Origin of the sequence: Cobetia sp. 2AS, assembly GCF_029846355.1 — a bacterium.
In the GTDB taxonomy this organism is placed as follows: Bacteria; Pseudomonadota; Gammaproteobacteria; order Pseudomonadales; family Halomonadaceae; genus Cobetia; species Cobetia amphilecti.
Genome location: NZ_JARWKQ010000005.1, coordinates 83,783 through 108,461, shown reverse-complemented (window position 1 = coordinate 108,461; position 24,679 = coordinate 83,783). Strand labels below are relative to the sequence as shown.

19 protein-coding genes are annotated in these 24,679 nt (G+C 63.9%); 14 read left to right on the top strand and 5 right to left on the bottom strand.

The window, feature by feature from the left end:
* The first annotated feature begins 78 nt into the window (after positions 1-78).
* The 3 genes from QD356_RS13755 (at position 79) to rluF (ending at position 4,227) form a co-directional block, all read left to right on the top strand.
* A complete protein-coding gene (locus QD356_RS13755) occupies positions 79-858 on the top strand; it encodes a DeoR family transcriptional regulator (protein ID WP_043331724.1) in 780 nt (259 codons plus the stop codon).
* Between the two features lie 11 nt (positions 859-869).
* A complete protein-coding gene (gene glmS / locus QD356_RS13750; RefSeq protein ID WP_192839013.1) occupies positions 870-2,717 on the top strand; it encodes a glutamine--fructose-6-phosphate transaminase (isomerizing) in 1,848 nt (615 codons plus the stop codon).
* 169 nt (positions 2,718-2,886) lie between these two features.
* Positions 2,887-4,227 carry a 23S rRNA pseudouridine(2604) synthase RluF gene (gene rluF / locus QD356_RS13745; protein ID WP_192839012.1) on the top strand — a complete coding sequence of 447 codons (1,341 nt, stop codon included), beginning with the start codon at positions 2,887-2,889 and terminating at the stop codon, positions 4,225-4,227.
* On the opposite strand, the gene QD356_RS13740 is transcribed toward rluF, so the two are convergent.
* Entirely contained in the window at positions 4,224-4,910 is a 687-nt protein-coding gene (locus tag QD356_RS13740; protein WP_192839011.1) for a YitT family protein, read from the bottom strand. The genes rluF and QD356_RS13740 overlap by 4 nt on opposite strands.
* A gap of 230 nt (positions 4,911-5,140) precedes the next feature.
* Here QD356_RS13740 and QD356_RS13735 point away from each other — a divergent pair, with 230 nt between their 5' ends.
* Together QD356_RS13735 and QD356_RS13730 are read left to right on the top strand one after the other, a co-directional pair.
* On the top strand, positions 5,141-6,043 hold the full coding sequence (locus tag QD356_RS13735; protein WP_192839010.1) for a DUF72 domain-containing protein: 903 nt from the start codon (positions 5,141-5,143) through the stop codon (positions 6,041-6,043).
* 350 nt (positions 6,044-6,393) lie between these two features.
* The gene (locus QD356_RS13730) at positions 6,394-7,761 is read left to right on the top strand and encodes a sodium-dependent transporter (RefSeq protein ID WP_043331727.1); all 1,368 of its coding nucleotides are present in this window, start codon (positions 6,394-6,396) and stop codon (positions 7,759-7,761) included.
* 605 nt (positions 7,762-8,366) lie between these two features.
* On the opposite strand, the gene QD356_RS13725 is transcribed toward QD356_RS13730, so the two are convergent.
* Positions 8,367-8,591 carry a hypothetical protein gene (locus tag QD356_RS13725; RefSeq protein ID WP_043331728.1) on the bottom strand — a complete coding sequence of 75 codons (225 nt, stop codon included), beginning with the start codon at positions 8,589-8,591 and terminating at the stop codon, positions 8,367-8,369.
* Between the two features lie 166 nt (positions 8,592-8,757).
* Between QD356_RS13725 and hexR the strand changes: the two genes are divergently transcribed.
* The 3 genes from hexR to QD356_RS13710 all read left to right on the top strand — a co-directional run bounded on the left by hexR (position 8,758) and on the right by QD356_RS13710 (position 13,340).
* On the top strand, positions 8,758-9,624 hold the full coding sequence (gene hexR / locus QD356_RS13720) for a transcriptional regulator HexR (RefSeq protein ID WP_043331730.1): 867 nt from the start codon (positions 8,758-8,760) through the stop codon (positions 9,622-9,624).
* Between the two features lie 173 nt (positions 9,625-9,797).
* Positions 9,798-12,020 carry a DNA helicase II gene (gene uvrD / locus QD356_RS13715; RefSeq protein ID WP_043331731.1) on the top strand — a complete coding sequence of 741 codons (2,223 nt, stop codon included), beginning with the start codon at positions 9,798-9,800 and terminating at the stop codon, positions 12,018-12,020.
* Between the two features lie 219 nt (positions 12,021-12,239).
* Positions 12,240-13,340 (top strand): TRAP transporter substrate-binding protein, encoded by a 1,101-nt coding sequence (locus tag QD356_RS13710; RefSeq protein WP_043331733.1) that lies wholly within the window; start codon positions 12,240-12,242, stop codon positions 13,338-13,340.
* 190 nt (positions 13,341-13,530) lie between these two features.
* Here QD356_RS13710 and QD356_RS13705 read toward each other — a convergent pair whose 3' ends face one another.
* A complete protein-coding gene (locus tag QD356_RS13705; RefSeq protein WP_054556356.1) occupies positions 13,531-13,965 on the bottom strand; it encodes an acyl-CoA thioesterase in 435 nt (144 codons plus the stop codon).
* A 455-nt stretch (positions 13,966-14,420) separates the two neighbouring features.
* Here QD356_RS13705 and QD356_RS13700 point away from each other — a divergent pair, with 455 nt between their 5' ends.
* From QD356_RS13700 to cysZ, 6 genes are all read left to right on the top strand, one after another.
* Positions 14,421-15,521, top strand: coding sequence for a phosphate ABC transporter substrate-binding protein (locus QD356_RS13700; RefSeq protein ID WP_213115068.1), 1,101 nt, complete (start codon positions 14,421-14,423; stop codon positions 15,519-15,521).
* Between the two features lie 113 nt (positions 15,522-15,634).
* A complete protein-coding gene (locus tag QD356_RS13695) occupies positions 15,635-17,911 on the top strand; it encodes an ABC transporter permease subunit (RefSeq protein ID WP_192839009.1) in 2,277 nt (758 codons plus the stop codon).
* Positions 17,908-19,713, top strand: a complete 1,806-nt coding sequence (pstA, locus tag QD356_RS13690) for a phosphate ABC transporter permease PstA (protein WP_192839008.1) — start codon at positions 17,908-17,910, stop codon at positions 19,711-19,713. The genes QD356_RS13695 and pstA overlap by 4 nt, the downstream gene beginning before the upstream one ends.
* A complete protein-coding gene (pstB, locus tag QD356_RS13685) occupies positions 19,710-20,555 on the top strand; it encodes a phosphate ABC transporter ATP-binding protein PstB (RefSeq protein ID WP_084589238.1) in 846 nt (281 codons plus the stop codon). Before pstA ends, pstB begins: the two co-directional genes overlap by 4 nt.
* Before the next feature lie 219 nt (positions 20,556-20,774).
* The gene (gene phoU, locus QD356_RS13680; protein WP_043331737.1) at positions 20,775-21,500 is read left to right on the top strand and encodes a phosphate signaling complex protein PhoU; all 726 of its coding nucleotides are present in this window, start codon (positions 20,775-20,777) and stop codon (positions 21,498-21,500) included.
* 196 nt (positions 21,501-21,696) lie between these two features.
* Positions 21,697-22,425, top strand: coding sequence for a sulfate transporter CysZ (gene cysZ / locus QD356_RS13675; protein ID WP_192839007.1), 729 nt, complete (start codon positions 21,697-21,699; stop codon positions 22,423-22,425).
* 202 nt (positions 22,426-22,627) lie between these two features.
* Here cysZ and phoR read toward each other — a convergent pair whose 3' ends face one another.
* Both phoR and phoB read right to left on the bottom strand, forming a co-directional pair.
* Complete coding sequence (gene phoR / locus QD356_RS13670; protein ID WP_043331740.1) at positions 22,628-23,950, bottom strand: phosphate regulon sensor histidine kinase PhoR; 1,323 nt, start codon at positions 23,948-23,950, stop codon at positions 22,628-22,630.
* A gap of 7 nt (positions 23,951-23,957) precedes the next feature.
* Positions 23,958-24,647, bottom strand: a complete 690-nt coding sequence (gene phoB, locus QD356_RS13665; protein WP_043331741.1) for a phosphate regulon transcriptional regulator PhoB — start codon at positions 24,645-24,647, stop codon at positions 23,958-23,960.
* Positions 24,648-24,679 lie beyond the last annotated feature (32 nt).

Here is a 24,679-nt window from a genome sequence, read left to right as displayed (position 1 = left end):
TCATCCTCTAGCGTCTTTCACTTGATGTTTCGATTCATCTCTCTTATCTTTCGGTTCGAAACTTTATGGGAGTCCCCGATGTCAAAGCGACTGACACCACAACGGCGTCACCAGATCCTTGATCAGCTGGCGCGTGACGGTGAGGTCAGTGTCGAGGCACTGGCGCGGGAGCTTGCCACCTCGGAGGTCACCATCCGCAAGGACCTGGCCTTCCTCGAGAAGAGTGGCCTGCTGCTCAGACGCTATGGCGGCGCCGTGGCCATGCCGCGTGAGCTGCTGGTGCATGACGAGCCGGTCAGCGCCGCCAAGCAGGCCATCGCCCGGCTCGCCGCGAGCCGTATCCGCGCGCACCAGCGCATCATCATCGACAGTGGCACCACCACGGTGGTGTTGATTCCCGAGCTCAAGGGCCGGGATGACCTGATCGTGATGACCAACTCGCTGAGCGTGGCCAATGCCATCCGCGAGCTGGAAAACGAGCCGGTGCTGCTGATGACCGGTGGCACCTGGGACCCGCACTCCGATTCCTTCCAGGGCCAGGTGGCGGAGCAGGTGCTGCGCAGCTATGACTTTGATCAGGTGTTTCTCGGCGCGGATGGTCTCGATCTCGAACGTGGCACCACCACCTTCAACGAGCTGATCGGCCTGTCGCGCGTGATGGCCGAGGTGTCGCGTGAAGTGGTGGTGATGGCGGAATCCCACAAGCTGGGCCGCCGCATTCCCAACCTGGAGCTGGCCTGGTCCAGCGTCAGTACCCTGATAACCGATGACGCGTTGCCTGATGCTGCGCGTGACCAGATTCGTGCTCATGGCGTCGAGGTGTTGATCGCCCCGCTCATCGAGCCAGCAACTGCATAAGGAGATCGCTCATGTGTGGCATCGTCGGCGCCGTCGCCAGTCGTAACGTCCAGAACATCCTGCTCGAGGGCCTGCACCGCCTCGAATACCGTGGCTACGACAGCGCGGGCATGGCCGTCCTCTCCGAAGAAGGCCGCCTGAACCGCGTGCGTGCGCTGGGCAAGGTCGGGGCGCTGCAGAGCCGCCTCGAGGAGGCTCCGCTCAAGGGCCGTGTCGGCATCGCGCACACCCGTTGGGCCACCCATGGCGCGCCGAGCGAAGCCAATGCCCACCCGCACCAGTCCGGCGATAGCCTGGCCGTGGTCCACAACGGCATCATCGAGAATTACGAGACCCTCAAGCGCGAGCTGGAAGGCCAGGGCTACGTCTTCATCTCCGAGACGGACACCGAGGTCGTCGCCCACCTGCTGGCGCGGGAATACACCCTGAGTCAGGACCTTCTGACCGCGGTGCAGAAGGCCGTGGCGCTGCTCGATGGCGCCTTCGCGCTGGGCGTGGTGCATCGTGCCCAGCCGGACGTGCTGATCGGCGCGCGTCAGGGCAGCCCGCTGGTGATCGGTGTCGGGATCGACGAGCACTTCCTGGCCTCCGATCAGCTGGCGCTGCTGCAGGTCACCGATCGCTTCATCTACCTGAAGGAAGGCGATCTGGTGCGCATGACCGCCGAGCAGATCGAGATCTTCGAACAGGGCGAGCGTCTGGTCACCGAGGCCAACGAGCGTCCGGTGCAGACCTTCGAGCACGCGCAGGATGCCGCTTCCAAGGGCGATTATCGTCACTTCATGCTCAAGGAAATCCATGAGCAGTCGCGTGTGCTGGCCGCCACGCTGGAAGGCCGCCTGAATGGTGATCACGTGCTGGTGCGCAGCTTCGGCAGCGAGGCGGAAAACCTCTTCCGCCAGGTCAAGCAGGTGCAGATCGTCGCCTGTGGTACCAGCTACCACGCCGGCATGGTCGCGCGTTACTGGATCGAGCGTCTGGCCGGCATTCCGGCGGCGGTCGAGGTCGCCTCCGAGTTCCGCTACCGTCCGGTGGTGGTCGCCGATGGCACCCTGTTCGTCACCCTGTCCCAGTCCGGCGAGACCGCCGATACGCTGTCCGCGCTGCGTTATGCCCAGTCGCTGGGTGGCTTCCTCGGCAGTTTGGCGATCTGCAACGTCCCGGGTAGCTCGCTGGTGCGGGAATCAGACCTCAGCCTGATGACCATGGCCGGCCCGGAAATCGGCGTCGCCTCCACCAAGGCCTTCACCACCCAGCTGGTCGGCCTGATGCTGCTGACACTGTCGCTGCGTCGTGTGCGTGGCGGTGATGAGGCCGGTGAAGCCGAGGTGGTGCGCGAGCTGCGTCAGCTGCCGTCGCTGGTCACCAAGGCACTGGCCATGGACAGCGAGATCGAACGCCTCTCCGAGGCCTTCGCCGACAAGCACAATGCGCTGTTCCTCGGGCGTGGCACCCAGTTCCCCATCGCACTGGAAGGCGCGCTCAAGCTCAAGGAAATCTCCTACATCCACGCCGAGGCCTATCCGGCGGGTGAGCTGAAACACGGCCCGCTGGCACTGGTCGATGCCGACATGCCGGTAGTGGCGGTGGCGCCGAACGACGAGCTGCTCGAGAAGCTCAAGTCGAACCTGCAGGAAGTGCGCGCGCGTGGCGGCGAGCTTTACGTGTTCGCTGACGAGAACATCAGCCTTGAAGAGAGCGAAGGCGTGCGCGTGCTGCGCATGCCGCATGTCAGCGAAGTGCTGGCGCCGATTCTCTACACCCTGCCGCTGCAGCTGCTGTCCTATCACGTCGCCGTGCTCAAGGGCACCGATGTCGATCAGCCGCGCAACCTGGCCAAGAGTGTCACGGTCGAGTGATCTGCGATGCAAGACGGCTGCGCCATATCTGGCGCAGCAGCAGATGAGCCCAGTCTCATTGTGCCAACGGCAGCCTCAGGGCTGCCGTTTTTGGTATCCTGTGCGCCTGCCTTCTTATCCCCTTCCGTCCGCTGCGCGTTCATCGCCCGGCGCACGCACGTGACCTGCCATGACTGATCGCGACGCATCGCTTACCCGCCTCAACAAGTTCATCAGCGAAACGGGCTTCTGCTCGCGACGCGAGGCGGATCGCTACATCGCCGAAGGGCGAGTGACCATCAATGGTGTCGTGCCCGAAATGGGCACCAAGGTCGCGCCGGGCGATGAGGTGCTGGTCAATGGCAAGCCATTGAAAGCCAAACAGGAAGCGGTCTACCTTGCCTTCAACAAGCCGGTGGGCATCACCTGCACCACCGAGCGCCATGTCGACGGCAACATCATCGATTACATCGGTCATCCCAAGCGGATCTTCCCGATCGGTCGCCTCGACAAGCCCTCCGATGGCCTGATCTTCCTGACCAGTGACGGCGATATCGTCAACAAGATCCTGCGTGCCGGCAATGCCCACGAGAAGGAATACGTGGTGCGGGTCGACAAGCCGATCAACGGCGACTTCCTCAAGCGCATGGCCGTTGGCGTGCCGATTCTGGACACCATCACCCAGCCGTGTCGCATCGAGCAGATCTCGACCTATGTGTTCCGCATCATCCTGACCCAGGGCCTCAACCGTCAGATCCGTCGCATGTGTGAGGCGCTGGGCTATGAGGTCTTCAAGCTCAAGCGGGTGCGCATCATGAATGTCAGCCTGGACGGGCTGGGAGTCGGCGAATGGCGGTATCTCACCCAGCGCGAGATGGCGGATATCCAGCAGATGATCGAGGGCTCCAGCGGCACTGAGGAAGCCTCGCGCCTGGCGGCGGCACCGCCTCCTTCCCAGCACGCGACGGCCGCGCGCCATCAGCGCGCCGCCCAGGATACGGATGCTGGGCGGCGTAGCGGGACTCGGCGTCAGGAAGGCGGCAAGAGCGGCTCCGGCCAGCGCGACACACGTCAGCGCAGTTCAGATAAACGCGAGACACGTCAGCGCGGTGCTGATCAACGCCATCCGGGCCAGCGTTCAGGCACTACTCAGGCAGGAGCCAAGCAAGAGGGCGCAGGGCGTCGCGAGCGTTCTGACGAGCGCACCACGGGGCGTGGCAATCAGGAAGGCAGAAGCGACGGCAGGAATTCCAGCAGGAATGCCAGCAAGAGTGCGGGCGGCGCCGGCAAGCTTGCCAGCGGCCTCAAGCCGCGCACGCGTGGCAATGCCAGCGATGGCCGCAATGAGCGTGGCGCGGCCAACAGCAAGGGCTCTGTCAACAAGGGCTCTGCCAACAGCAAGACCGCTGCCAACAAGGGCGGCGGCAGCAAGAGTTACGGCAACACGAGCTCGGGGAAAAACAGCCCGGCTGGCAAGGGCGCCTCGTACAAGGGTGGCGGTTCCTCCAACGGGGGACGCGGTCGCCGCTAGTGAGCCGTCTGTACCTGCTTGTCATGCGCCGGTAAGGCAGGCTGTGCGGTCTGAGGCGTGCGGCGATGGTAGCGGCCCAGCACGAAGGACAGTGTCGCGAATGCCAGCGCCGAGCAGATGACCTGTGGCCAGGGGTAGACCAGCGCGGCGATCGCGATCAGCAGCAGGTCGAAGGCGAAGGTGGTGCGACCGGCATGGATGCCGAAGCGTCGCTCCAGATGCAGCGCCAGAATGTTCAGGCCGCCCAGCGAGGCGTTCTCGCGAAACAGCAGCGTGATGCCCAGGCCGATCAACAGGCCTGCGGCAATCGCCGCGACCGGCAGGCTGACGGCACCCAGCGGCAAGCTGACCGCCAGTACATCGGACAGCACGGAGAGCAGGCTGACGCAGCCCAGCGTGCGCAGGGTGAAATTCAGCCCCAGCTGTTTCCAGGCCAGGCCGTAGAAGGGCAGGTTGATCAGGAAGAACAGGCTGCCGAAGCTCAGTGCTGTCAGGTCGGCACCCAGCAACGACATGCCGGCAGTGCCACTGACCAGCAGGCCACCGGCCTGCAACAGGCGTACGCCGAGCGCCACCAGCAGGCAGCCCTCGATGAGCGTGATCAGGCTGCGCAGGGTGATGGCATTTGCCGCGCGAGAGCGGCTGCCGCTGGCGCGCAGAATGAGTCGTTGGAAAGCAGTCATGACAGGCTCCGGGGTATGGGCAGTCAACAAGAGTGTCTTCCGGCGCGGCTTGTGGCTGGCAGGAAGCGGAGTCAGGGCGGTGGGTGGACCGCCTGCTGACGTGTCATGCAGGATGCGGACCATAGCACGCCGTGATGACAGTTTTTATTGTGCTTACGTCGCTCTGGCGGACGATATTCTTCGGCTCGTTGGCTCTTTGACCCTTATATTCCTCTAGTTCTGGCCTCTTCATGCACCATTTTCATGCAGCCTCCGCACCGTCGGATGCCTCCCGCTCGGCGGGGCATCTTCATCTCGGGCTCGCGATGTGGGCCAATGACGACTGGCGCGGCAGCCTGCTGCCGGGCAGCGGCCCGCGGGAACATCTGGCGGATTACGCCCGGGTCTTCGATAGCGTCGAGGGCAATACCAGTTTCTATGCCCAACCCACGCCTGCTGCCATCGCCAGCTGGGCACGTCAGGCGCCGGCCCATTTTCGCTTCTGCTTCAAGTTGCCGGGCCGACTGACTCATGAATTGCGCCTGCAGGGCATCGAGCACGAGCTGGCGGAATTTCTCGATTGCCTGGCACCGATAAAGGACCGCCTCGGTCCGATCATGATTCAGCTGCCGCGTGACCTCGGGGCGGAAGTCCTGCCACACCTCGAGCAATTCCTGCAGTCGGTGAAGGGAGCAGGGTTTGCCTGGTCGGTGGAGCCCCGTGACCCGGTATTCTTCGCCAAGGGCGAGGCGGAACGACAGTTGAATCGCTTGTTGATAACTCACGCAGTCGATCGCGTGATGCTGGATGTGCGTCCACTCTTCAGTGGCCCTACCACCGCGCATCCGGGCCTTGCGGTGGCGCGCTCGGAAAAGCCTCACCGCCCATTGCATGTGTTCTCCAGCGGACAACATCCCGTGGTGCGCTTCATCGGTCATTACGATGAAGCTACCAACCGGGCACTGTTCGCTCCCTGGGTAGAGCGACTTTTCTTGTGGATAAGTCAGGGGAAAAGCCCGTTCCTCTTCGTGCATACACCGGACAACAAGGCGGCACCCGCGCTGGCACGCCTGCTGGCCAACCAGGTGCTGGCGAAACTGGAGCGCCCCTTGATCGGGGCCTTCCCGGGCGAGGGGCAGGGCAGCCTGTTCTGACGCTCCACCTGGCCGTGAGGTTTCTCCTGTGAGGCCATGGTCTGATGGTGGCTTGCTGGCAGATGGCCCCTCAATCGAGTAGCTTTAGCCACATGTTGCCGTTACCGCGGCGATATTTACCGGAGATGGGCAGTCTGCCCGTTCCGGCGTGCCTATCGGCACTTGCCTGTCATTCCCCACGACCTACCCGGTCGGCGTGAATGCCGGGAGCACCACAGCAGTGATCCTGCGACGCCATCGTGTTGGCCACGGATGATCCGTCCGCATTGGCAGCATGATGCAACAAGCACAACAAGGTGCCCGAAGTCGCTACCAGCGACTGGCACCCTCGCGACGAATCAGGGATTCACATGTCATCCAAACCGCATTCCCACGCACAGTGGTCTTCTCGCCTGGCCTTTACCCTGGCTGCCGTCGGTTCATCCGTCGGTCTGGGCAATATCTGGAAATTCCCCTACATGACAGGTGAGAGCGGCGGCGGTGCCTTCGTCCTCGTCTATCTGATCTGCATCCTGCTGATCGGTCTGCCGATCCTGATGTCGGAATGGCTGCTGGGTCGCCTGGGGCAGAAGAACCCCATCTCGACCATGAGCCACATCAGTGCCCGGCTCAAACGCAGTCCCGCCTGGGTCTTGATCGGGGTGGCCGGCGTGCTCGGCGCCTACCTGATCCTGTCCTTCTACAGCGTCATCGGCGGTTGGGCGCTGGCCTTCATCGCCGACGCGGCCAGTGGCAGTTTCGAAACCCTGACCTCTGACACGGCCGGTAGCCTGTTCGGCGGTCTGCTGGGGGACCCGACCACACTGCTGGCCTGGCACAGTGCCTTCATGCTGATGGTGATCCTGGTCGTGGCCGGCGGAGTCGCCGGTGGCCTGGAGCGCGCCGCCAAGATCCTGATGCCGCTGCTGGCGGTGATGTTGATCGTGCTGGTCGGCTACGCCGCCACCACCGATGGCTTCGCTGATGCGGCCGCCTGGCTGCTGACGCCGGACTTCTCCAAGCTCGACAAGGATGGTGTGCTGGCGGCCATGGGACATGCCTTCTTCACCCTGTCACTGGGCATGGGCATCATGATGGCCTACGGCTCCTACCTGTCCGATGACGTCAATATCGGGCGTACCGCGCTGGTCGTGGTGGTGCTGGATACCGTCATCGCCCTGCTGGCCGGCCTGGCCATCTTCCCGGTGGTGTTCTCCAACGGCCTTGACGCCGCCGCGGGCCCGGGCCTGATCTTCCAGACCCTGCCGCTGGCCTTCGGTCACATGCCGGGCGGTGAAGTCTTCGGCGTGGTGTTCTTCGTGCTGCTGGTATTCGCGGCCTGGACCTCGGGCATCTCGCTGCTGGAGCCCATCGTCGAATGGCTGGAAGAGAAGACGCCGATGTCGCGCGTCGGCTCGGCCTGGGTCGCGGGTATCGCCACCTGGCTGCTGGGCATCGCCACCATCCTGTCCTTCAACCTGTGGAGTGACGTGGCGCCGCTGGGCATGTTCGCCAAGTTCGAAGGCATGACCATCTTCGACCTGCTCGACTACGCGACCAGCAAGCTGATGCTGCCGCTGACCGGTCTGGCGACCATCGTCTTCGTCGGCTGGTTCATGGGCCGTGACGAAGTTCGCAGCCAGCTCAACATGAGCGACTCGGCCTTCTCGCTGTGGAGCTTCGTGGCGCGCTATATCGCCCCGATCGGTGTGGTCGTGGTGTTCGCGTCCAGCCTGTAGGTCTCGAGAGGTCTAGAGAGATCTCGTGAAACACTTGCCATGACATGCCTCAGGCCTGTCATGGCAGGCAATGCGAAAGGCCCGCCATCCGGCGGGCCTTTCCTGTTTCTGAGCCTGGAGAATCTCAACCCGGTCGCGTGCTTGCCTGGCAGGTGTCATGGCTGGGTAGCGCTGCGCTGCGTGGCCGTCGTCTGTCATTCGTTTGACGTAGAAGATTCATCCTTTCCGAGAGGGAAAGTCGCCATCAGGCGTGAGCCTGGTTTCAGGTATTGAGAGGCGCATGGCGGCGGATATGCACTGAAATGGTGCATCAAGGATGATGGCGGCACGCGATAGAGGAGAAATGTGACAAACAAAAGAAGAGCGGTGGGGCGGAAAATGAGGTGAGAAAAAACGAATATTTCGGGATTGATGAGCAGGACACCGGGCATGACAGCGCAGAAGGCACTTCAGTCAGGGGTGGTGATGCTGAAATTGCGGGAGAGGGGGGTACGACCATGCTCGAAAGAGATGGTGGAGGGTGTCGCATGGAGCCCGAACCCTGGCGGATCAGAGCGTGAAAACATCACTGATCGGCGGGGAGCGTATCGCCTCCCCGCCTGGAATCAGTGGGTGTCGATATCGCTTTCAGTATCCATTTCCAGCACTTCGATGTCGCTTAAATCCTCGCTTAGGCGCTTGATTTCGTTGTGCAATTCTATTCCACGACGGGCGCGGAGATGGCGGACTGCGCTTTGTTTCTTGCGGGCCTGATGTTCGTCGGCACCGAGAGTCATGAAAATATCGAGAAGCTCTTTCTTGAGCGTATCTACCTGCTCTGAATTACGCATGATTCGACCTCCATGGCATCCAAAGGATGTGGGCTTTCACTGGCGCCACACCGTTTTACTATAGCTCACTTGACAAAATTGTGACTATCGCCTGCCTGTGCAGGCGACACCCCTGGGGGGATGACGTAAGCTCAGGCATGCCCATGAAGTCTGCAAGGAGTGTGCCGTGAGCCATGCCATCTTCGACGACCTGAGGAGCCGGATGGAGAATTTCCGCCGCTCTGAACAAAAGGTCGCACGCTATGTCCTTCGCCATCCGGAGGAAGTGATTCACATGCGGATCGTCGATCTGGCCAGCGAGTCATCGGTCAGTGAGCCGACGGTCGTGCGTTTCTGCCGGGCAATGGGCTTTGCCGGCTTCCAGGATTTCAAGCTGCAGCTGGCGCAACGCCTCGCCACCGGCACCCAGTTCGCCCAGTTCTCCATGAATGACTCCGACAGCGTGGCCGAGTTCTCGCACTCGCTGTTCGATTCCACCATCGGCACCCTGCTGTCGGTGCGTGACCGCCTGGACGCCGAAGCCGTCGCGCGCGCCATCCACTCGCTGGCCTCCGCCAGTCGGGTCGAGTTCTACGGCTATGGTGCCTCGGGTGCCGTGGCTCACGATGCCCAGCACAAGTTCTTCCGCCTGCAGATTTCCACCGCCGCCTACACCGACCCGCACATGCAGAACATGTCAGCGGTGACGCTGGGGCCGCGCGACGTGGTGGTGGCCATCTCCCAGACCGGCCGCACCAAGGCGCTGATCGCCAGCGTGCGTCTGGCGCGGGACGCCGGCGCGACCGTCATCGGGCTGTGTCCGAGTGGCTCGCCACTGGCGGATGAAGTCACGCTGCCGCTGCATATCGATGTGCACGAAGACACCGAGATCTACACCCCGATGAGCTCGCGTATCGCGCACCTGGTGATCGTCGATACGCTGGCGGTCGGTGTCGCCAAGGCGCGTGGACCCAAGCTCAAGGAGCAGCTGGAGGCGGTCAAGAAGAGCCTCGCCACCCTGCGCATCGACGACCACGACTTCGATACCCACTGAGCACTACCCGGGCATCATCTGTCTTGAAGGCAAGTGCAAGGCACGTATGTGCAAGGAAGGCCGGCGCGGGGAAGAGCAGGGCAGGCCGCTGTGATAAGGTGGATGCCTGAACAGGGGCAGCGAATCTCACGCTGCTCCGCTCCTCGACTCCTCTGCCCTGTGGTGAGCCCTGCATGTCCGAATCGCCCCTCCTCGATCACCTCAACACGCATCAGCGTGAGGCCGTGTCCGCGCCGCCGGGCAACATGCTGGTACTGGCGGGGGCCGGTTCCGGCAAGACCCGCGTGCTGGTTCACCGCATCGCCTGGTTGATGGACCAATACCAGTTCTCGCCCTACGCCATCCTGTCGGTGACCTTCACCAACAAGGCCTCGCGGGAGATGCGCACGCGTCTCGAGGCGCTCAATGGCAGCAGCCTGCGCCACATGTGGGTCGGCACCTTCCACTCCATCAGTCACCGTCTGCTGCGCACCCACTGGCAGGAGGCGCGCCTGCCCGAGCACTTCCAGATCATCGACAGCGATGACCAGCTGCGCATGGTCAAGCGGCTGCTCAAGGAGCACAACGTCGATGACGAGCGCTGGCCGCCCAAGCAGGTCCAGTACTTCATCGCCGGCTGCAAGGAGGAAGGTCTGCGCGCCCATCAGGTGCAGACCCATGGCGATGCCTACATGGGCAAGATGGTCGAGATGTATGAGCTCTATCAGCTCGCCTGTGAACGCGGCGGCCTGGTCGATTTCGGTGAGCTGCTGCTGCGCTCGCTGGAGCTGCTGCGCGATACGCCGCATCTGCTGGCGCATTACCGCGAGCGCTTCGCCCACCTGCTGGTCGACGAGTTCCAGGATACCAACACCCTGCAGTACGCCTGGCTGAAGCTGTTGGCCGGTGATCGCGAGTGCATGACCGTGGTCGGCGATGATGACCAGTCCATCTACGGCTGGCGTGGCGCGCGGGTCGAGAACATCCAGCGCTTCACCGAGGAGTTCGCCAACACCCGCGTGGTGCGTCTGGAGCAGAACTACCGCTCCTCCAGCGCCATTCTGGAGGCCGCCAACGCCCTGATCAGCCACAACGGCGGGCGCATGGGCAAGGAGCTGTGGACCGACAGCGGTCGCGGCGAGCGCATTCGTGTCTACGCCGGCTTCAATGATATCGACGAGTCGCGCTACATCGCCGACACCATCCGTGAGCTGGTCAATGAGCATGGCTACAGCCGCGACGAGATCGCGATCCTGTATCGCTCCAACGCCCAGTCACGCGTGCTGGAAGAGACGCTGATCCGCCAGGGCATGCCGTATCGCATCTATGGCGGCCAGCGCTTCTACGAGCGTCTCGAGATCAAGAACGCGCTCGCCTACCTGCGTCTGATGAACAACCGCGAGGACGATGCCGCCCTGGAGCGCGTGATCAACGTGCCGGCGCGTGGCATTGGCATGCGCACCGTCGAGCAGCTGCGCGAGCGCGCACGCTACGGCAACCTGACCATGTGGCAGGCGATGAGCGATGCGGTCTCCGATGGCGCCCTCAAGGGACGCGCCGCCACCGCCGTGCGTGCCTTCGCCGACATCATCGATGGCCTCGACAACGACACCGCCGGCATGGCGCTGCATGAGCTGGTCGAGCACGTCATCCACGTCTCCGGCCTGCGTGAGCATCACGCCGCCGAGAAGGGCGAGAAGGGCCAGGCGCGCCTCGAGAACCTCTCGGAGCTGGTCAACGCCTGCCGCGCCTTCAGTCAGGGCGAGCGCATGGACCCGGAAGCCCCCAGCGAAGGGGCCGAGGCGCTGGAACCCTTCCTCGCCGAAGCCGCGCTGGATGCCGGCGATCACGAAGCCGCCGAAGGCGAGGAATGCGTGCAGATGATGACGCTGCACTCCGCCAAGGGGCTCGAATTCCCGGTGGTATTCGTCGCCGGGGTCGAGGAGGGGCTGTTCCCGCACAAGATGTCGCTGGAAGAGCCGGGGCGTCTCGAGGAAGAGCGTCGCCTGTGCTACGTCGGTGTCACCCGTGCCATGCAGCGCCTCTACCTGACCTACGCCGAGCTGCGTCGCATGCACGGCAAGGAGACCTTCCAGCGGCCGTCGCGCTTCCTGCGTGAATTGCCGGAAGAGCTGATGGAAGAGGTGCGTCTGCGTGGCCAGGTCTCGCGTCCGGTCTCGACCCAGCGCGCCACGCCGAATCGTCGTCCTTCCGGCCCGCGCCAGGAGAGTGTCGAGGCCAATGGCGACATGCCGGCACTCTCGCTCGGCAGCCTGGTGCGGCATCCGCTGTTCGGGGAAGGCGTGGTCATCAATGCCGAAGGCCAGGGCGAGCGCGCGCGCGTGCAGATCAGCTTCGAGGGCGAAGGCGACAAGTGGCTGGTGCTGGGCTTTGCCAAGCTGGAAGTGCTGAGCTGATCCTGCATTGATGGCAGACGCAGCCATGAGGCGCTGACAGCAGGCGCTGACAGCAGGCGCTGGCAAGAGGTGTAGAGCGGAGCAGCGGGCGCGGTATTCGTGCGCCATTACGGCCTTGGTGCAGTTGTGGGCCATCCATGGGACGCGGCATAGTGGCAGACAATCTGCTGTCTTGATGCCGCGTCATGCATTGCCCACAACTCGAACAAGGAAAGTCCCATGCAACGCCGCCGTTTTCTCTCTGCTCTGGGGGCCGGTGCTGCCGGTCTCGCCGCCGCGCCTTTCGTGTCCACCGCCAATGCCGCCGAGGGCGAGACCATCCACTGGAAGATGGTCACCTCCTGGCCGAAGAACTTCCCGGCACTGGGCACCGGTGCCAATGAATTCGCCAGCCTGATCGGCCAGCTCTCCGGTGGTCGCCTGCAGGTCAAGGTCTATGGTGCCGGCGAGATGGTACCGGCGCTGGAAGTCTTCGATGCCGTGTCCTCCGGTACCGCCCAGATGGGCCACTCGGCCTCCTACTACTGGAAGGGCAAGGTGCCCGCGGCCCAGTTCTTCACCGCCGTGCCCTTCGGCATGAACACCACCGAGACCAACGCCTGGCTGTATCACGGCGATGGCATGAAGCTGTGGGACGAGATCTACTCGCGCCACAACCTCAAGCCGCTGGCGGTGGGCAACACCGGCACCCAGATGGCCGGCTGGTTCAACAAGGAAGTGAACAGTCTCGAGGACATGAAGGGCCTGAAGATCCGCCTGCCGGGGCTGGCGGGCGAAGTGATGAATCGCATCGGCGCAAGCGCGGTCAATCTGCCGGGCAGCGAGATCTTCACCGCGATGGAAACCGGCGTGATCGATGCCACCGACTGGGTCGGCCCCTACAATGATCTGGCCTTCGGCCTGCATCAGGTGGCCAAGTATTACTACTCGCCGGCCTGGAACGAGCCTTCCGCCATCCTCGAAGGCACCGTCAATCTCGAGGCCTGGCAGGCACTGCCGGAAGACCTGCAGCAGGTGGTGATCCAGGCGGCCAGAATCGCCAATCACGCCATGGTGGATGAATTCGCGCTGCGCAACGCCACTGCGCTGACCTCGCTGGTCGAGGAGCACGGTGTTGAGCTGCGTGAATTCCCTCAGGACGTCTATGCGGCGCTGTTCGATGCCTCCAATGAGGTGCTGGACGAGTTCATTGCCAAGGACGAGGACGCCAGGCGCGTCTATGAGTCCTACCGCGCCTTCCAGCAGCAGGTCGCCCCCTGGTCGCGTATCGGTGAGCAAGCCTATCTGGATGCGCGTGGTCGGGTGCTGGGCGAAGCCTGAGTGAGTCTCTTTCGGACTGCCTGCCGGACTGTCTGCCGGACTGTCTGAGTGCGTGTCTGAGTGCGTGTCTGAGTGCGTGTCTGAGTGCGTGACTGATTGTTGACGAAAAAGCCGCCCCTGAGGGCGGCTTTTTCTTGGCGTGTGACTGACAGGAAGAGAGGCGAGGCGCCAGGCTCAGTCCTGCTCAGGATCAGTCCTGCTCCTCGATGATGGCGGTGCTGGCCTGCTCCGGTACGGCACGGATGCGGCCATTGTCATCGAGCGCCACCATCACGTAGCAGGCTTCGGTCACCTTGGTCAGCGCGTGTTGATTGCGCTCCTGCGGCGGGCGGATCCAGACCTCGACGGCGAGCCTGATCGAACTGCGCCCGACCTCGGCCACCTGAGTGAAGATATTGACCACCGAGCCGATACGCACCGGCGACAGGAAATCGAGGCCTTCGACGGCCACGGTGGCAGTGCGACCGTGGGCGACGCGCCCGGCGGCCAGCTCACAGGCCTCGTCCATGCGGTGCATCAGCCAGCCGCCGCTGATGTCGCCATAGAGATTGGTGTCCTGGCGCTGGGCGATCAATTTGAGCGTCAGTGTGCCGTTCGGCGTCGGGATATCATCCAGAGCTTGCATGTCATGACTCGCTATCTTGTTGTTATAAAATGGTCATTTCATTTCTGCACCCTTCCATCTGAAAAAGGTGCGTCTTTTGGCGCAGGGCGCTGCCTTGCACAGGGGGCCTTATACAGGGGACTTCGGCAATCGCCGAAGAAAGTCACCGGGTGCCATCGATAGCATCAGTGCGACGCAGGCCATGGCGGATGAGCCGCAGCGGCTTCATCATCTCCTGTATCCTACTCCGGCGGACAAAGCACTGTCCTCACTGACAAGGGGCTGTCAGGAGATTTTTTGCGCTGCAGCATGGAGTATCGTTCCTCAACGCAGCAATGACGGATACTCGCTGTCTTTCGCCATGCTGCACAGGCCGCCCTGATCCACCGTCGCCTGCCCGTCGCCACAGGCGTGGCAAGCCGTGGCCAGCTCCGTGTCGCATCGTCATCTTGTTCATTCTCTGGTGGGAAGTCGCCATGTCAGTTTCCGTCGGGTCGCTTGTCCGTTCAGGCTTTCGCGCCGTGTTCGCGTCGCGTCGCGGGTCATCCGTGTCCTCCTCATATGCGCCCTCCTCATGCGTGCCCTGCCTGCGCTCAGGGCTGCCGTCGCTGCGGCTGATGTCGCTTGCCTGCCTGCTGGGGCTCTCGACGCTCTCGGCTCCGGCACTGGCCGACAAGGTGCCCGAATATCGCCCGGTGTCCGGGGTGGTGGGCAACCTGACGGCGGTGGGCTCCGATACCCTGTCGGTGCTGGTGACACGCTGGGCTGCCCAGCTGCGCCGCTATCATCCGGGGGTGCGCGTGCAGCTGCAGGCCGCGGGCTCCTCGACGGCACCGCCGGCATTGATCGCCGGCACCACCCGCATCGGCCTGATGTCGCGTCCGATGAGCGATCAGGAGCGTCAGGACTTCACGCGTGAATTCGGCTATCCGCCGCTGGGCGTGCCCGTGGCGCTGGATGCGATGGGCATCATCGTGCATCGCAGCAATCCGCTGGAGGAGATCAGCATCGCGCAGCTGGATGCCATCTTCTCCGCCACGCACAACTGTGGTGGCCAGGCAGCCAATCGCTGGGGCCAGCTCGGGCTGAGTGATGAGTGGAATGACCGCCAGATCACGCGCTTCGGACGCAGTGCCACCTCGGGCACCTACGGCGCCTTCCGCCGTATCGCGCTGTGCGATGGTGACTTCCGCCTCGATGTCAGTGAACAGCCGGGCTCGGCCTCCATCATCGGTGCGGTGGGCTCCTCGCCCAATGGCATCGGCTATGCCAGCTTCAGCACCTCTTCGCCGCTGGTGAAGCAGCTGTCCGTCAGCCGTGAGGCGGGTGGCCACGCCGTCTTCCCGAGCCGGGCCAGCATTCGCGATGGCCGTTATCCGCTGACCCGCGCGCTGTACATCTACGTCAATCGCGTGCCTGACGAGCCGCTCCCGGCGCTGGAGCAGGCCTTCCTGTCATTGATCATGTCGCGCCAGGGCCAGCAGGCCATCCTGCGCGGTGGCTATGTGCCACTGCCGGAAAAGCAGCTGCTGCACTGGCGTCAGCAATTGGGGCTGGAGGATGTGGATGCCCTTTGATTCGCCTTTGTCATCTCTCTGTCATCACTTGGACATAATCTCGGTGCCATACCCGCTTCATGCGTCTGCGGAGTCGACACTCCAGGGCGCAAATCCTTTCGTGGTGATATTTCATGTCGGCAGTTGATGCCTCCCGAATGCAGCGTCGTCGTCTGCGGCATGACCGTCTTGCCAGTCTGTGGCTGACAGCGGCCGGGCTGGGCGTGATGGTCATCGTCGTCGTGATGCTGGCCTATCTGGTCAGCGTGTCGTGGCCGCTGCTCAAGCCCGCCAGCGTCACGTCGCTTCCTCAGCAGGCGCTCGAACAGCAAGTGAGCGACCAGCAGATGCCTGCCGCGCAGACCGATCCTGACTGGCTGTCCGATCCTGACTGGCTGAGCGCCTTGCCTGACATGCCGCTTGCCGCGCGTGACGGGCTGCCTCCCGTGCTGGCCAGTGACGATTCGACGGCGGATTCGCGCACCTCGCCACTGGCGGGCGTCTGGCTCGCGGATGATCGCCTGCAGGTGGTTCAGCAGTCCGCCACTGGCGTGCGCCTGCGCGGCAGTGCCATCGAGGTTCCCGCAGGGCTTGAGCGCCGCCAGGCAAGCCTGGTGCTCAGCCGTGACCAGCTGTGGCTGCGCATTCCGTTCGAGGAGGGCGATGGCCTGTGGCTGGCGCGTCTGGCCTTGTCATCTCCACACGCCTCCGCCGACGCGCTGGATGACGATGCAGCAAGCCAGACTCCCCATTCCGAGTGGCAGCAGCAGTGGTTGCCGGGCACGGCCAGGCTGTCTTCGCAGCAGGGGCGTCTGCTGGTCACCGCTGACCGCGATGGCTTCACCCAGTGGCAGCTGAGCGAGGCCTCCACCGGGACCAAGCCGCTGGCGCGCAAGCTGGCACATCACGCTATGAGCTCTTCTGCCTCCGCGTCATCGCCGGCGATCACCGCGATCAGCGTCCTGCGTGGCGGCAGAAGCCTGATCGTCGGGGACGCCGGAGGTGGCCTGAGCCATTACCTGTTGCCGGCGCACGCGCAGCCGCTGGTCAAGGCTGGCGTCTTTGACAGTGGCCTGTCGGCGCCGGTGGTGACGATGGCTGCCGCCCATCACAGCCTCGGCTTTGCCGCGCTGGATGCCAACGGCCGCCTTGGCCTCTATCTGGCCACCAGCGAGCGTCGCCGTCAGGTACTGGACTGGCTGGATGCCGCCCGGGTCGCGGCTGGCGTGGCGCTGGAATTTGACGATGATGACCGCCGCTTGCTGGCATCGGCGGCCCGGGAGGCGAGGCTGCCCGGCCAGCTCGCTCAGGATGCGCCGCTGGGAGCGCTCGGCAAGGCCTATGCGGGGCTTGCGATACACGATCCGCATCAGGCCGTCGGGCTCGACGCCATCTTCGGCAAGGTCTGGTATGAGGGACGCGCAGCGCCGGAGTGGATCTGGCAGCTGGAGAGCACCGGTACCCATGAACCCCGTCTGTCGCTGGTGCCCATCATGTGGGGCACGCTCAAGGCGGCGCTGGTCGGGCTGCTGTTTGCCGTGCCGTTGGGGCTCGGCTGTGCCATCCATGTCGCCTGCTTCATGGCGCCGCGGCAGCGTTCCCGCATCAAGCCGCTGCTGGAGATGATGGAGGCGCTGCCGACCGTGGTGATCGGCTTCATCGCCGCGCTGGTGGTCGCACCCTTCGTCGAGCGTGAGCTGATGGCGGTGTTGCTGGGGCTGGTCCTGATTCCGCTGGGCACCATGGTGGCCGGCTTCCTGTGGACCCTGTCGCCGCGCGTATGGCGCAATCTGCTGCCGGAAAACATGGCGGCCTTCGGGCTGTTGCCGCTGCTGTTCGTGCTGCTGTGGCTGGATGTGACCATCGCCGGCCAGGTCGAGCAGTGGTGGTTCGACGGCGACCTCCGTCAGTGGCTGTTCAGCCACTACGGCATCGATTACGCCCAGCGCAACACCCTGGTGACCGGCATGGCGCTGGGGCTGGCGGTGATGCCGACCCTGTTCACGCTCAGCGAGGATGCTCTTTCCTCGGTGCCGCGCGGTCTGGCCGCTGGCTCCGCGGCGCTTGGCGCGACGCCATGGCAGAGTCTGCGCCGCGTCATCCTGCCTGCCGCCGCCGTCGGACTGTTCTCGGCGATGATGATCGGCATGGGGCGCGCTGTCGGTGAGACGATGATCGTGCTGATGGTGGCCGGCAATACGCCGCTGGTGGATGCCAGCCTGTTCGAGGGCCTGCGTTCACTGGCCGCGACCCTGGCCATCGAGCTGCCGGAGGCCGAGGTCGGCAGCAGCCACTACCGCTTGCTGTTCCTCGCTGCCCTGGCATTGTTCGTCTTCACCTTCGTGGTCAATACGCTGGCGGAAGTGCTGCGACAGCGCTTCACGCCACCCAATCAGGGGAGCTGGGGATGAGTCACCCTGACACCAATCGCGCCAGCTCCTCACTGCTGCGCCCGCGCGAGCCACTGGTCGGACGCCTGCAGCGCTACTGGCGCGACGGCGGCCCGTGGGGCTGGCTGAATGCCATGGCGGTCAGTGTCTCGCTGGTACTGGTGCTGGGCCTGCTCAGCCTGCTGGTGGTGGGCTCCTTCAGTCACTTCTGGCCCTCACGGCTGGTCGAGGTGGAGCTGACGGCACAGCCGGGCCAGAGTCCTACGGCCCTGACCACCACGCGCGGTGAGCCGGCGGCCGACAATCGCCATCTGCTCGGCGAACTGATGCACGAGGAGATGCGCCGTGTTACCTCGGGCGAGGGGGATGACGCTCGCCAGCAATGGTGGTTGCTGCAGACATCCTCGCGTGACGGGGCCGCGGCCAGCTGGCAGTGGCTGCCGGAGACGCTGCTCGACAGGATGACCTTCCCCAGCCAGGCGGTGATGCTGGAAATGCGCGACGGGCGCACTCTCTACGGCATGCCACGGGCGCTGAGTGACCCGATGACGGGGGAGATGGACCACACGCCCGATGTCGGCGACGGGCCTGCCCGGCCCTTGTCCGAAGACGCCGAGCCACTGTTTGCCCGCCTGAAGATGATCGAGAGCGAGCGCCGCCAGCTGCAGGCGCTACGTCTGGACAGTGAAGCCTTGAGCAGTCGCTATCAGGCGCTGCAGCAGTCTCTGGCATCCCGGCGCAGCGCCACTGCTGGCGGTGACGCGGCACAGACTCATGAGGATGCTGAGCTCGAGCAGGAGATGCAGGAGGAGTTGGAGGAGTTGGAAGAGGTGCGCAGCGCCTTCATCGAGCGTGAAGGTCAGCTGAGTGCCCTGCGTGACGCCCTGGCGGGCGGTCAGTTGCTGCTGGGCGGCAATGGCGGCTACGAAGGCCGCATCGCGCTCGATGATATCCGCAATGCCTGGCGGCCCAATGCGATGGGCTTCAGCGGCCGGCTGATGATGACGTTCAAGCGCTTCCGTGACTTCGTGGCCGGCGCGCCTACCGAGGGCTTCGGTGGCGTCTGGCCCGCCATCTTCGGCACAGTGCTGATGGTGGTACTGATGTCGATCATGGTGATGCCCTTCGGCGTGATGGCGGCGCTCTATCTGCACGAGGTGGCTCATCAGGGGCGCCTGACGCGCCTGACGCGCATCGCGCTGCGCAACCTGGCCGGGGTGCCCTCCATCGTCTATGGCGTATTCGGTCTCGGTTTCTTCGTCTATGGGCTGGGCGCCGGAATTGACGAGCTGTTCTACTCCGAGCGGCTGCCGACGCCGACCTTCGGGACCGGTGGCATTCTGTGGGCCTCGCTGACGCTGGCCCTGCTGACCTTGCCGGTGGTGATCGTCGCCACGGAAGAGGGGCTGGCGCGCGTGCCGCGTCGTCTGCGCGAAGGCGCGCTGGCGCTGGGGGCGACACGCCTGGAAACGCTCAAGCGCGTGGTGATTCCGGCGGCCTCGCCGGCGCTGATGACGGGGCTGATTCTGGCCGTGGCGCGTGCGGCGGGTGAAGTCGCGCCGCTGATGCTGGTCGGAGTGGTCAAGCTGGCCCCGGACCTGCCGCTGGATGACAGCTTCCCGTGGCTGCATCTGGACCGCAAATTCATGCATCTGGGGCATCAGGTCTATGATCTGGCCTTCCAGAGCAGCGACGCCTTCAGCAGTCGGCCGCTGGTCTACGCGACCGCGCTGGTGCTGGTGGTCGTGATTCTATGCCTCAATCTGAGTGCCATTCGCCTGCGTCACATGCTGGCACAACGTTACAAGGGAGCCACCGAATGAGGCGTGACTCTGAACAGCCCAAGCCTCAGTTGTTTCTTCAGGAGACGCCTGCGCGGCCGGCAGAGGACATCTGCCTGGAAACCCGCCACCTGAGCCTCGATTATCAGGCACGTGTCGGCAAGGAGAACCAGACACGCCGCGCCCTGGAGGATGTCAGTCTGCAGATCGCGCGCAAGCGCGTGACGGCCTTCATCGGCCCTTCCGGCTGCGGCAAGTCGAGTCTGTTGCGTACCTTCAATCGCATGACCGATCTCGACGAACAGTCACGTCTTTCCGGCAAGGTGCTGCTCGAGGGCGAGGACATTCATGCGCGCGGCGTGGACGTGCCGATGCTGCGCCGCCGGATCGGCATGGTCTTCCAGACGCCCAATCCCTTTCCGATGTCGGTCTACGAGAACGTGGCCTTCGGGCTGCGGCTGGTCGGCGAGAATGACAAGCGCCACCTCGATGACAAGGTCGAATCCTGCCTGCGCTCCGCGGCGCTGTGGGAAGAGGTGAAGGACCGTCTGCACGACAGCGCGCTGGGGCTCTCGGGTGGCCAGCAACAGCGGCTGGTGATCGCGCGGACGCTGGCGGTCGAGCCGGAGGTGCTGCTGCTGGATGAACCGGCCTCGGCGCTGGACCCCATCTCGACGCTCAAGATCGAGGAGCTGATCCGTTCGCTGCGCTCGCGCCTGACACTGATCATCGTCACGCACAACATGCAGCAGGCCGCGCGGGTGTCGGATGATACCGCCTTCCTGCATGAGGGCCGCCTGGTGGAATTCGCCCCGACGGATCAGCTGTTCACCAACCCGCGGCGCCGCCAGACGGAAGACTACATCACGGGGCGTTTCGGTTAGCGCTCTCAGGCGCGAGCGTGTAGCCAAGTAGCCTTTTCGCCCTGATATTGCTGACGATGGCGGCCAGATAGCGCCTTTGCGCCATGGGTGAAACATAACTGCAATCAAGTGTCGGCATGCTGAGGGGGAGCCCGCTGTGTCAGTCAGTAGTGGGCCATACTTGTCACGTCATTCATGTCACGCCCCCTGACTCGGTGGGCGACTTTCCGGGAGAGGGAAATGGATATCACCAGCGATTCGCACGGCAAGCATATCTCAGAGCAGTTCAATCACGAGCTGGATGCACTGAAGACACACCTGCTGGCCATGGGCGGACTGGTAGAGAAGCAGCTGCAGGATGCCGTCACGGCATTGCTGGAAGGCGACAGTGAAACCGCCACGCGGGTGCGCGACAACGACAAGGCTGTCAACGACATGCAGCTCAAGATCGATGACGAGTGCACCCGGGTGCTGGCCCGCCGTCAGCCGGCGGCCTCCGACCTGCGCCTGGTGCTGGCCGTCATCCGCGCCACCTCCGATCTCGAGCGTATCGGTGATGAATCGAGCAAGATCGCACGCAACGCCATCTCGCTGGTCGAGAACGGCCAGAGCCCGCGCGGCATGGTCGAGGTGCGTCATCTCAGCCAGCACGTGCGCAGCATGGTGCGTGACTCCCTGACGGCCTTCGCGCGCTTCGATACCGACCTTGCCCTCAAGGTACTGCGTGAAGACGCCTCGGTGGATCTGGAATATCAGAGCGCGATGCGCTCGCTGATGACCTTCATGATGGAAGACGCGCGCCAGATCACGCCGGTGCTCAACGTGATGTGGATTCTGCGTGCGCTGGAGCGTATCGGTGACCACGCCGACAACCTGGCCGAGTACGTCATCTTCCTGGTCAAGGGCGTGGACGTGCGTCACACCGATACCCATGACCTGAAGCCGCAGGACCTGGACAAGAAGTGAGCTGACGCGCTTCCCTGCCCCTGTGTCGCCTCTTTCGCCCCGCACCTGCCCACCGGCAGGTCGCGGGGCGATTGCGTCGTGGGAGCGCGAGCGGTGTCAGGCGGCCGACAGCTGCGCCGCGCAGGCGGGAGTGCTAGGGTGTGGCTCCGGCCAGCCCGCTGGCTGGCCGGTTCTTTTGAGATGACGAGGACGTCGCATGATTGATGCCGTATCGGCGCTGGTCCGCGGGACCCGCATGGTCTATACCCCCGGGCTGCGCCGCTTCGTATTCGTACCGCTGGCGATCAACCTGGTGCTCTACAGCATCACGCTGTGGGTGTTGTTCAACCAGTTCGGTGGCTGGATCGATTACTGGATGCTCAAGGTACCGACGTGGCTGGACTGGCTCAGCTGGTTGATCTGGCCGGTGCTGGTAGTGAGTCTGTTGCTGGTGGTGTTCTTCACCTTCAGCCTGGTGACCAATCTGATCGCCGCGCCCTTCTACGGCATTCTGGCCGAGAAGGTCGAGCATCGTCTGGATGGCACCCTGATCGACGATGACCGTGGCCTGATGAAGATCGGCGTCGACTCGCTGGGGCGTGAAATGGCCAAGCTGGGCTACTTCATCCCACGCATGATCGCGCTGTTCATCATCGGCTTCATTCCGGGCCTGAACCTGCTCTCACCGCTGTTGTGGGGACTGTTCTCGGCCTGGAGCATGTCGATCCAGTACCTCGACTACCCGATGGACAACCATCAGGTCAGCTTCGGTGACATGAAGCAGCGCCTCAAGGCGCGCTGGTGGCCCTCACTGACCTTCGGCGCCGCGGTGTTCGTCATGACGCTGGTGCCGCTGGCCAATCTGCTGTTCATCCCGGGCGCCGTCGCCGGGGCGGTATTGATGTGGCAGAGCCACTACCGTCAGTTGCCGGCGCCGCGTCGTTGAGACAGCCTGTCGCAGAGCTGGCTTGTCGCTGAACTGATTCGTCGCTGAACTGACTCGTCGCTAGGTTGGCACGTCGCTGAAATAGCCGCAGCGTCGTCTGATTGACCAAACGAAACGCCCCGCAGTCGCCTCCTGTCGAGGTGGCTGCGGGGCGTTCTGCGTTGGGCTGGCGTCCGGGTCAGATCATCACTGATTCAGCCCATCACTGGGCTAGCGCACTGCTGGCCTGGGGAGCGCTCGCCTGACAGGCGCGCTCGTCGGGGAAGTGACAGCGGAAGCGCGCACCCTCGCCGGGGTGGCTGTCGATCTCCAGATGGCCCTGATGGCGAATCAGCACATGCTTGACGATGGCAAGCCCGAGGCCGGTGCCTCCCGTGGCGGTGCTGCGGCCCTTGTCGATGCGGTAGAAGCGCTCGGTCAGGCGCGGCAGGTGCACCGGGTCGATGCCATCCCCATCATCTTCCACCTCGACCAGCAGGCCCTGGTCATCCGCCTTCCAGCGCAGGGTGATATGGCAGTCTTCGGGGGTGTAGCGCACCGCATTGAAGACCAGATTCGAGATCGCGCTGCGCAGTTCCTGCTCCTCACCGCGCAGTGACAGGCTGGCATCGGCCTCGATGGAGAAGGTGTGGCGCCCCTGGGACAGGCCTTCGGCGTCGTCGCGGATATGGCCGAGCAGGGCGCTCATGTCGATGCAGCGACCATTGTCGGACAGCTCGTCGGTTTCCAGGCGTGACAGGGTCAGCAGGTCCTCGACCAGATGCTGCATGCGGTCGGTCTGGCTCTGCATCTGGCCCAGTCCACGCTGCCAGCGCGGTGGCAGGTCATCGGCGTAATCGGAGTAGGTCTCGAGATAGCCGGCCAGTACCGTCAGCGGCGTGCGCAGCTCATGGGAGACATTGGCCACGAAGTCGCGGCGCATCTCTTCCAGGCGATAGAGGCGGGTGACGTCACGCAGCATGACCAGACGCTCGTTGTCACCGAACAGGGTGATGGAGATCTGCAGCGTCAGGTTGTCAGACAGCGGCGACTGGAGTGTCAGCGGCTCGCGGTAGGCCAGCCGGTTGAAGTAGTCGATGAAGACGGGGTCACGCAGATAGTTGGTGATGTGCTGGCCGCGGTCGTGGCTGGCCTTGAGACCGACCAGCTGCTCGGCAGCGCTGTTCCACCATTCCATGTCACCGTGGTTGTCCAGCATCACCAGGCCGTCGCGCATGGCCTCGGAGGATTCCTGGATACGGTTGAGGATGCTGCGCAGTCGCTCCTGAGCCTGTCGCTGGCCCTTCTGGTAGCGGTAGAGACGATCGAGCAGGTCTCCCCAGACGCCATCGCCGGGCGGCGGCTCTTCATGGGGATTGGTGATCAGCCAGGTGTAGAGGCTCTTCAAGTGCTTGAGATGGACGAACAGATACAGCGAAAGGCCCAGCGCCAGGCCCCAGCCCAGATGGCCCAGCAGGCCACCGATCAGGCCGAAGCCACCGGCAAGGTAGCCGAGGCGCCATAGCTCGTTGGTCCAATAGCGCATGAATCCCTCAGGCCTGAGCGCTGAAGCGGTAACCGGTGCCGCGGACGGTCTGGATCAGATGCTGATGGCCTGTGCCCAGCGCCTTGCGCAGGCGACGGATGTGCACGTCCACGGTGCGCTCCTCGACATAGACGTTGCCGCCCCATACCTGATCGAGCAGCTGGCTGCGCGTGTAGGCGCGCTCCTGATGCGTCATGAAGAACTGCAGCAGGCGATATTCGGTCGGGCCGACATCCAGCGAGTTGCCGTGGGCGGTGACGCGGTGGCTGGCCGGGTCGAGCATCAGGCCTTCGACTTCCACCGCCTCCTCGACCCCCTTGGGAGTGGTGCGACGCAGCACGGCCTTGAGACGGGCGACCAGCTCGCGCGGCGAGAAGGGCTTGGTGATGTAGTCGTCGGCACCGGCTTCCAGGCCTTGAATCTTGTTGTCTTCCTCGCCCTTGGCGGTCAACAGGATGATCGGCAGCTCCGAGGTGGTCTCGTCACGCTTGAGACGCCGCGCGAGCTCCAGGCCACTGGTGCCCGGCATCATCCAGTCCAGCAACAGCAGATCGGGCTTTTCATCGACGACGATGGCGTGGGCGTCCTGGGCATTGTCTGCCTCCAGCACGCGGTAATCCGCCATTTCGAGGGCAACGGCGATCATCTCGCGAATCGAGGATTCATCGTCGACAATCAGTACGGTCTTGGAGCTCATCGCTAGATCCCATGCAGCAGTCGGCGCACGCG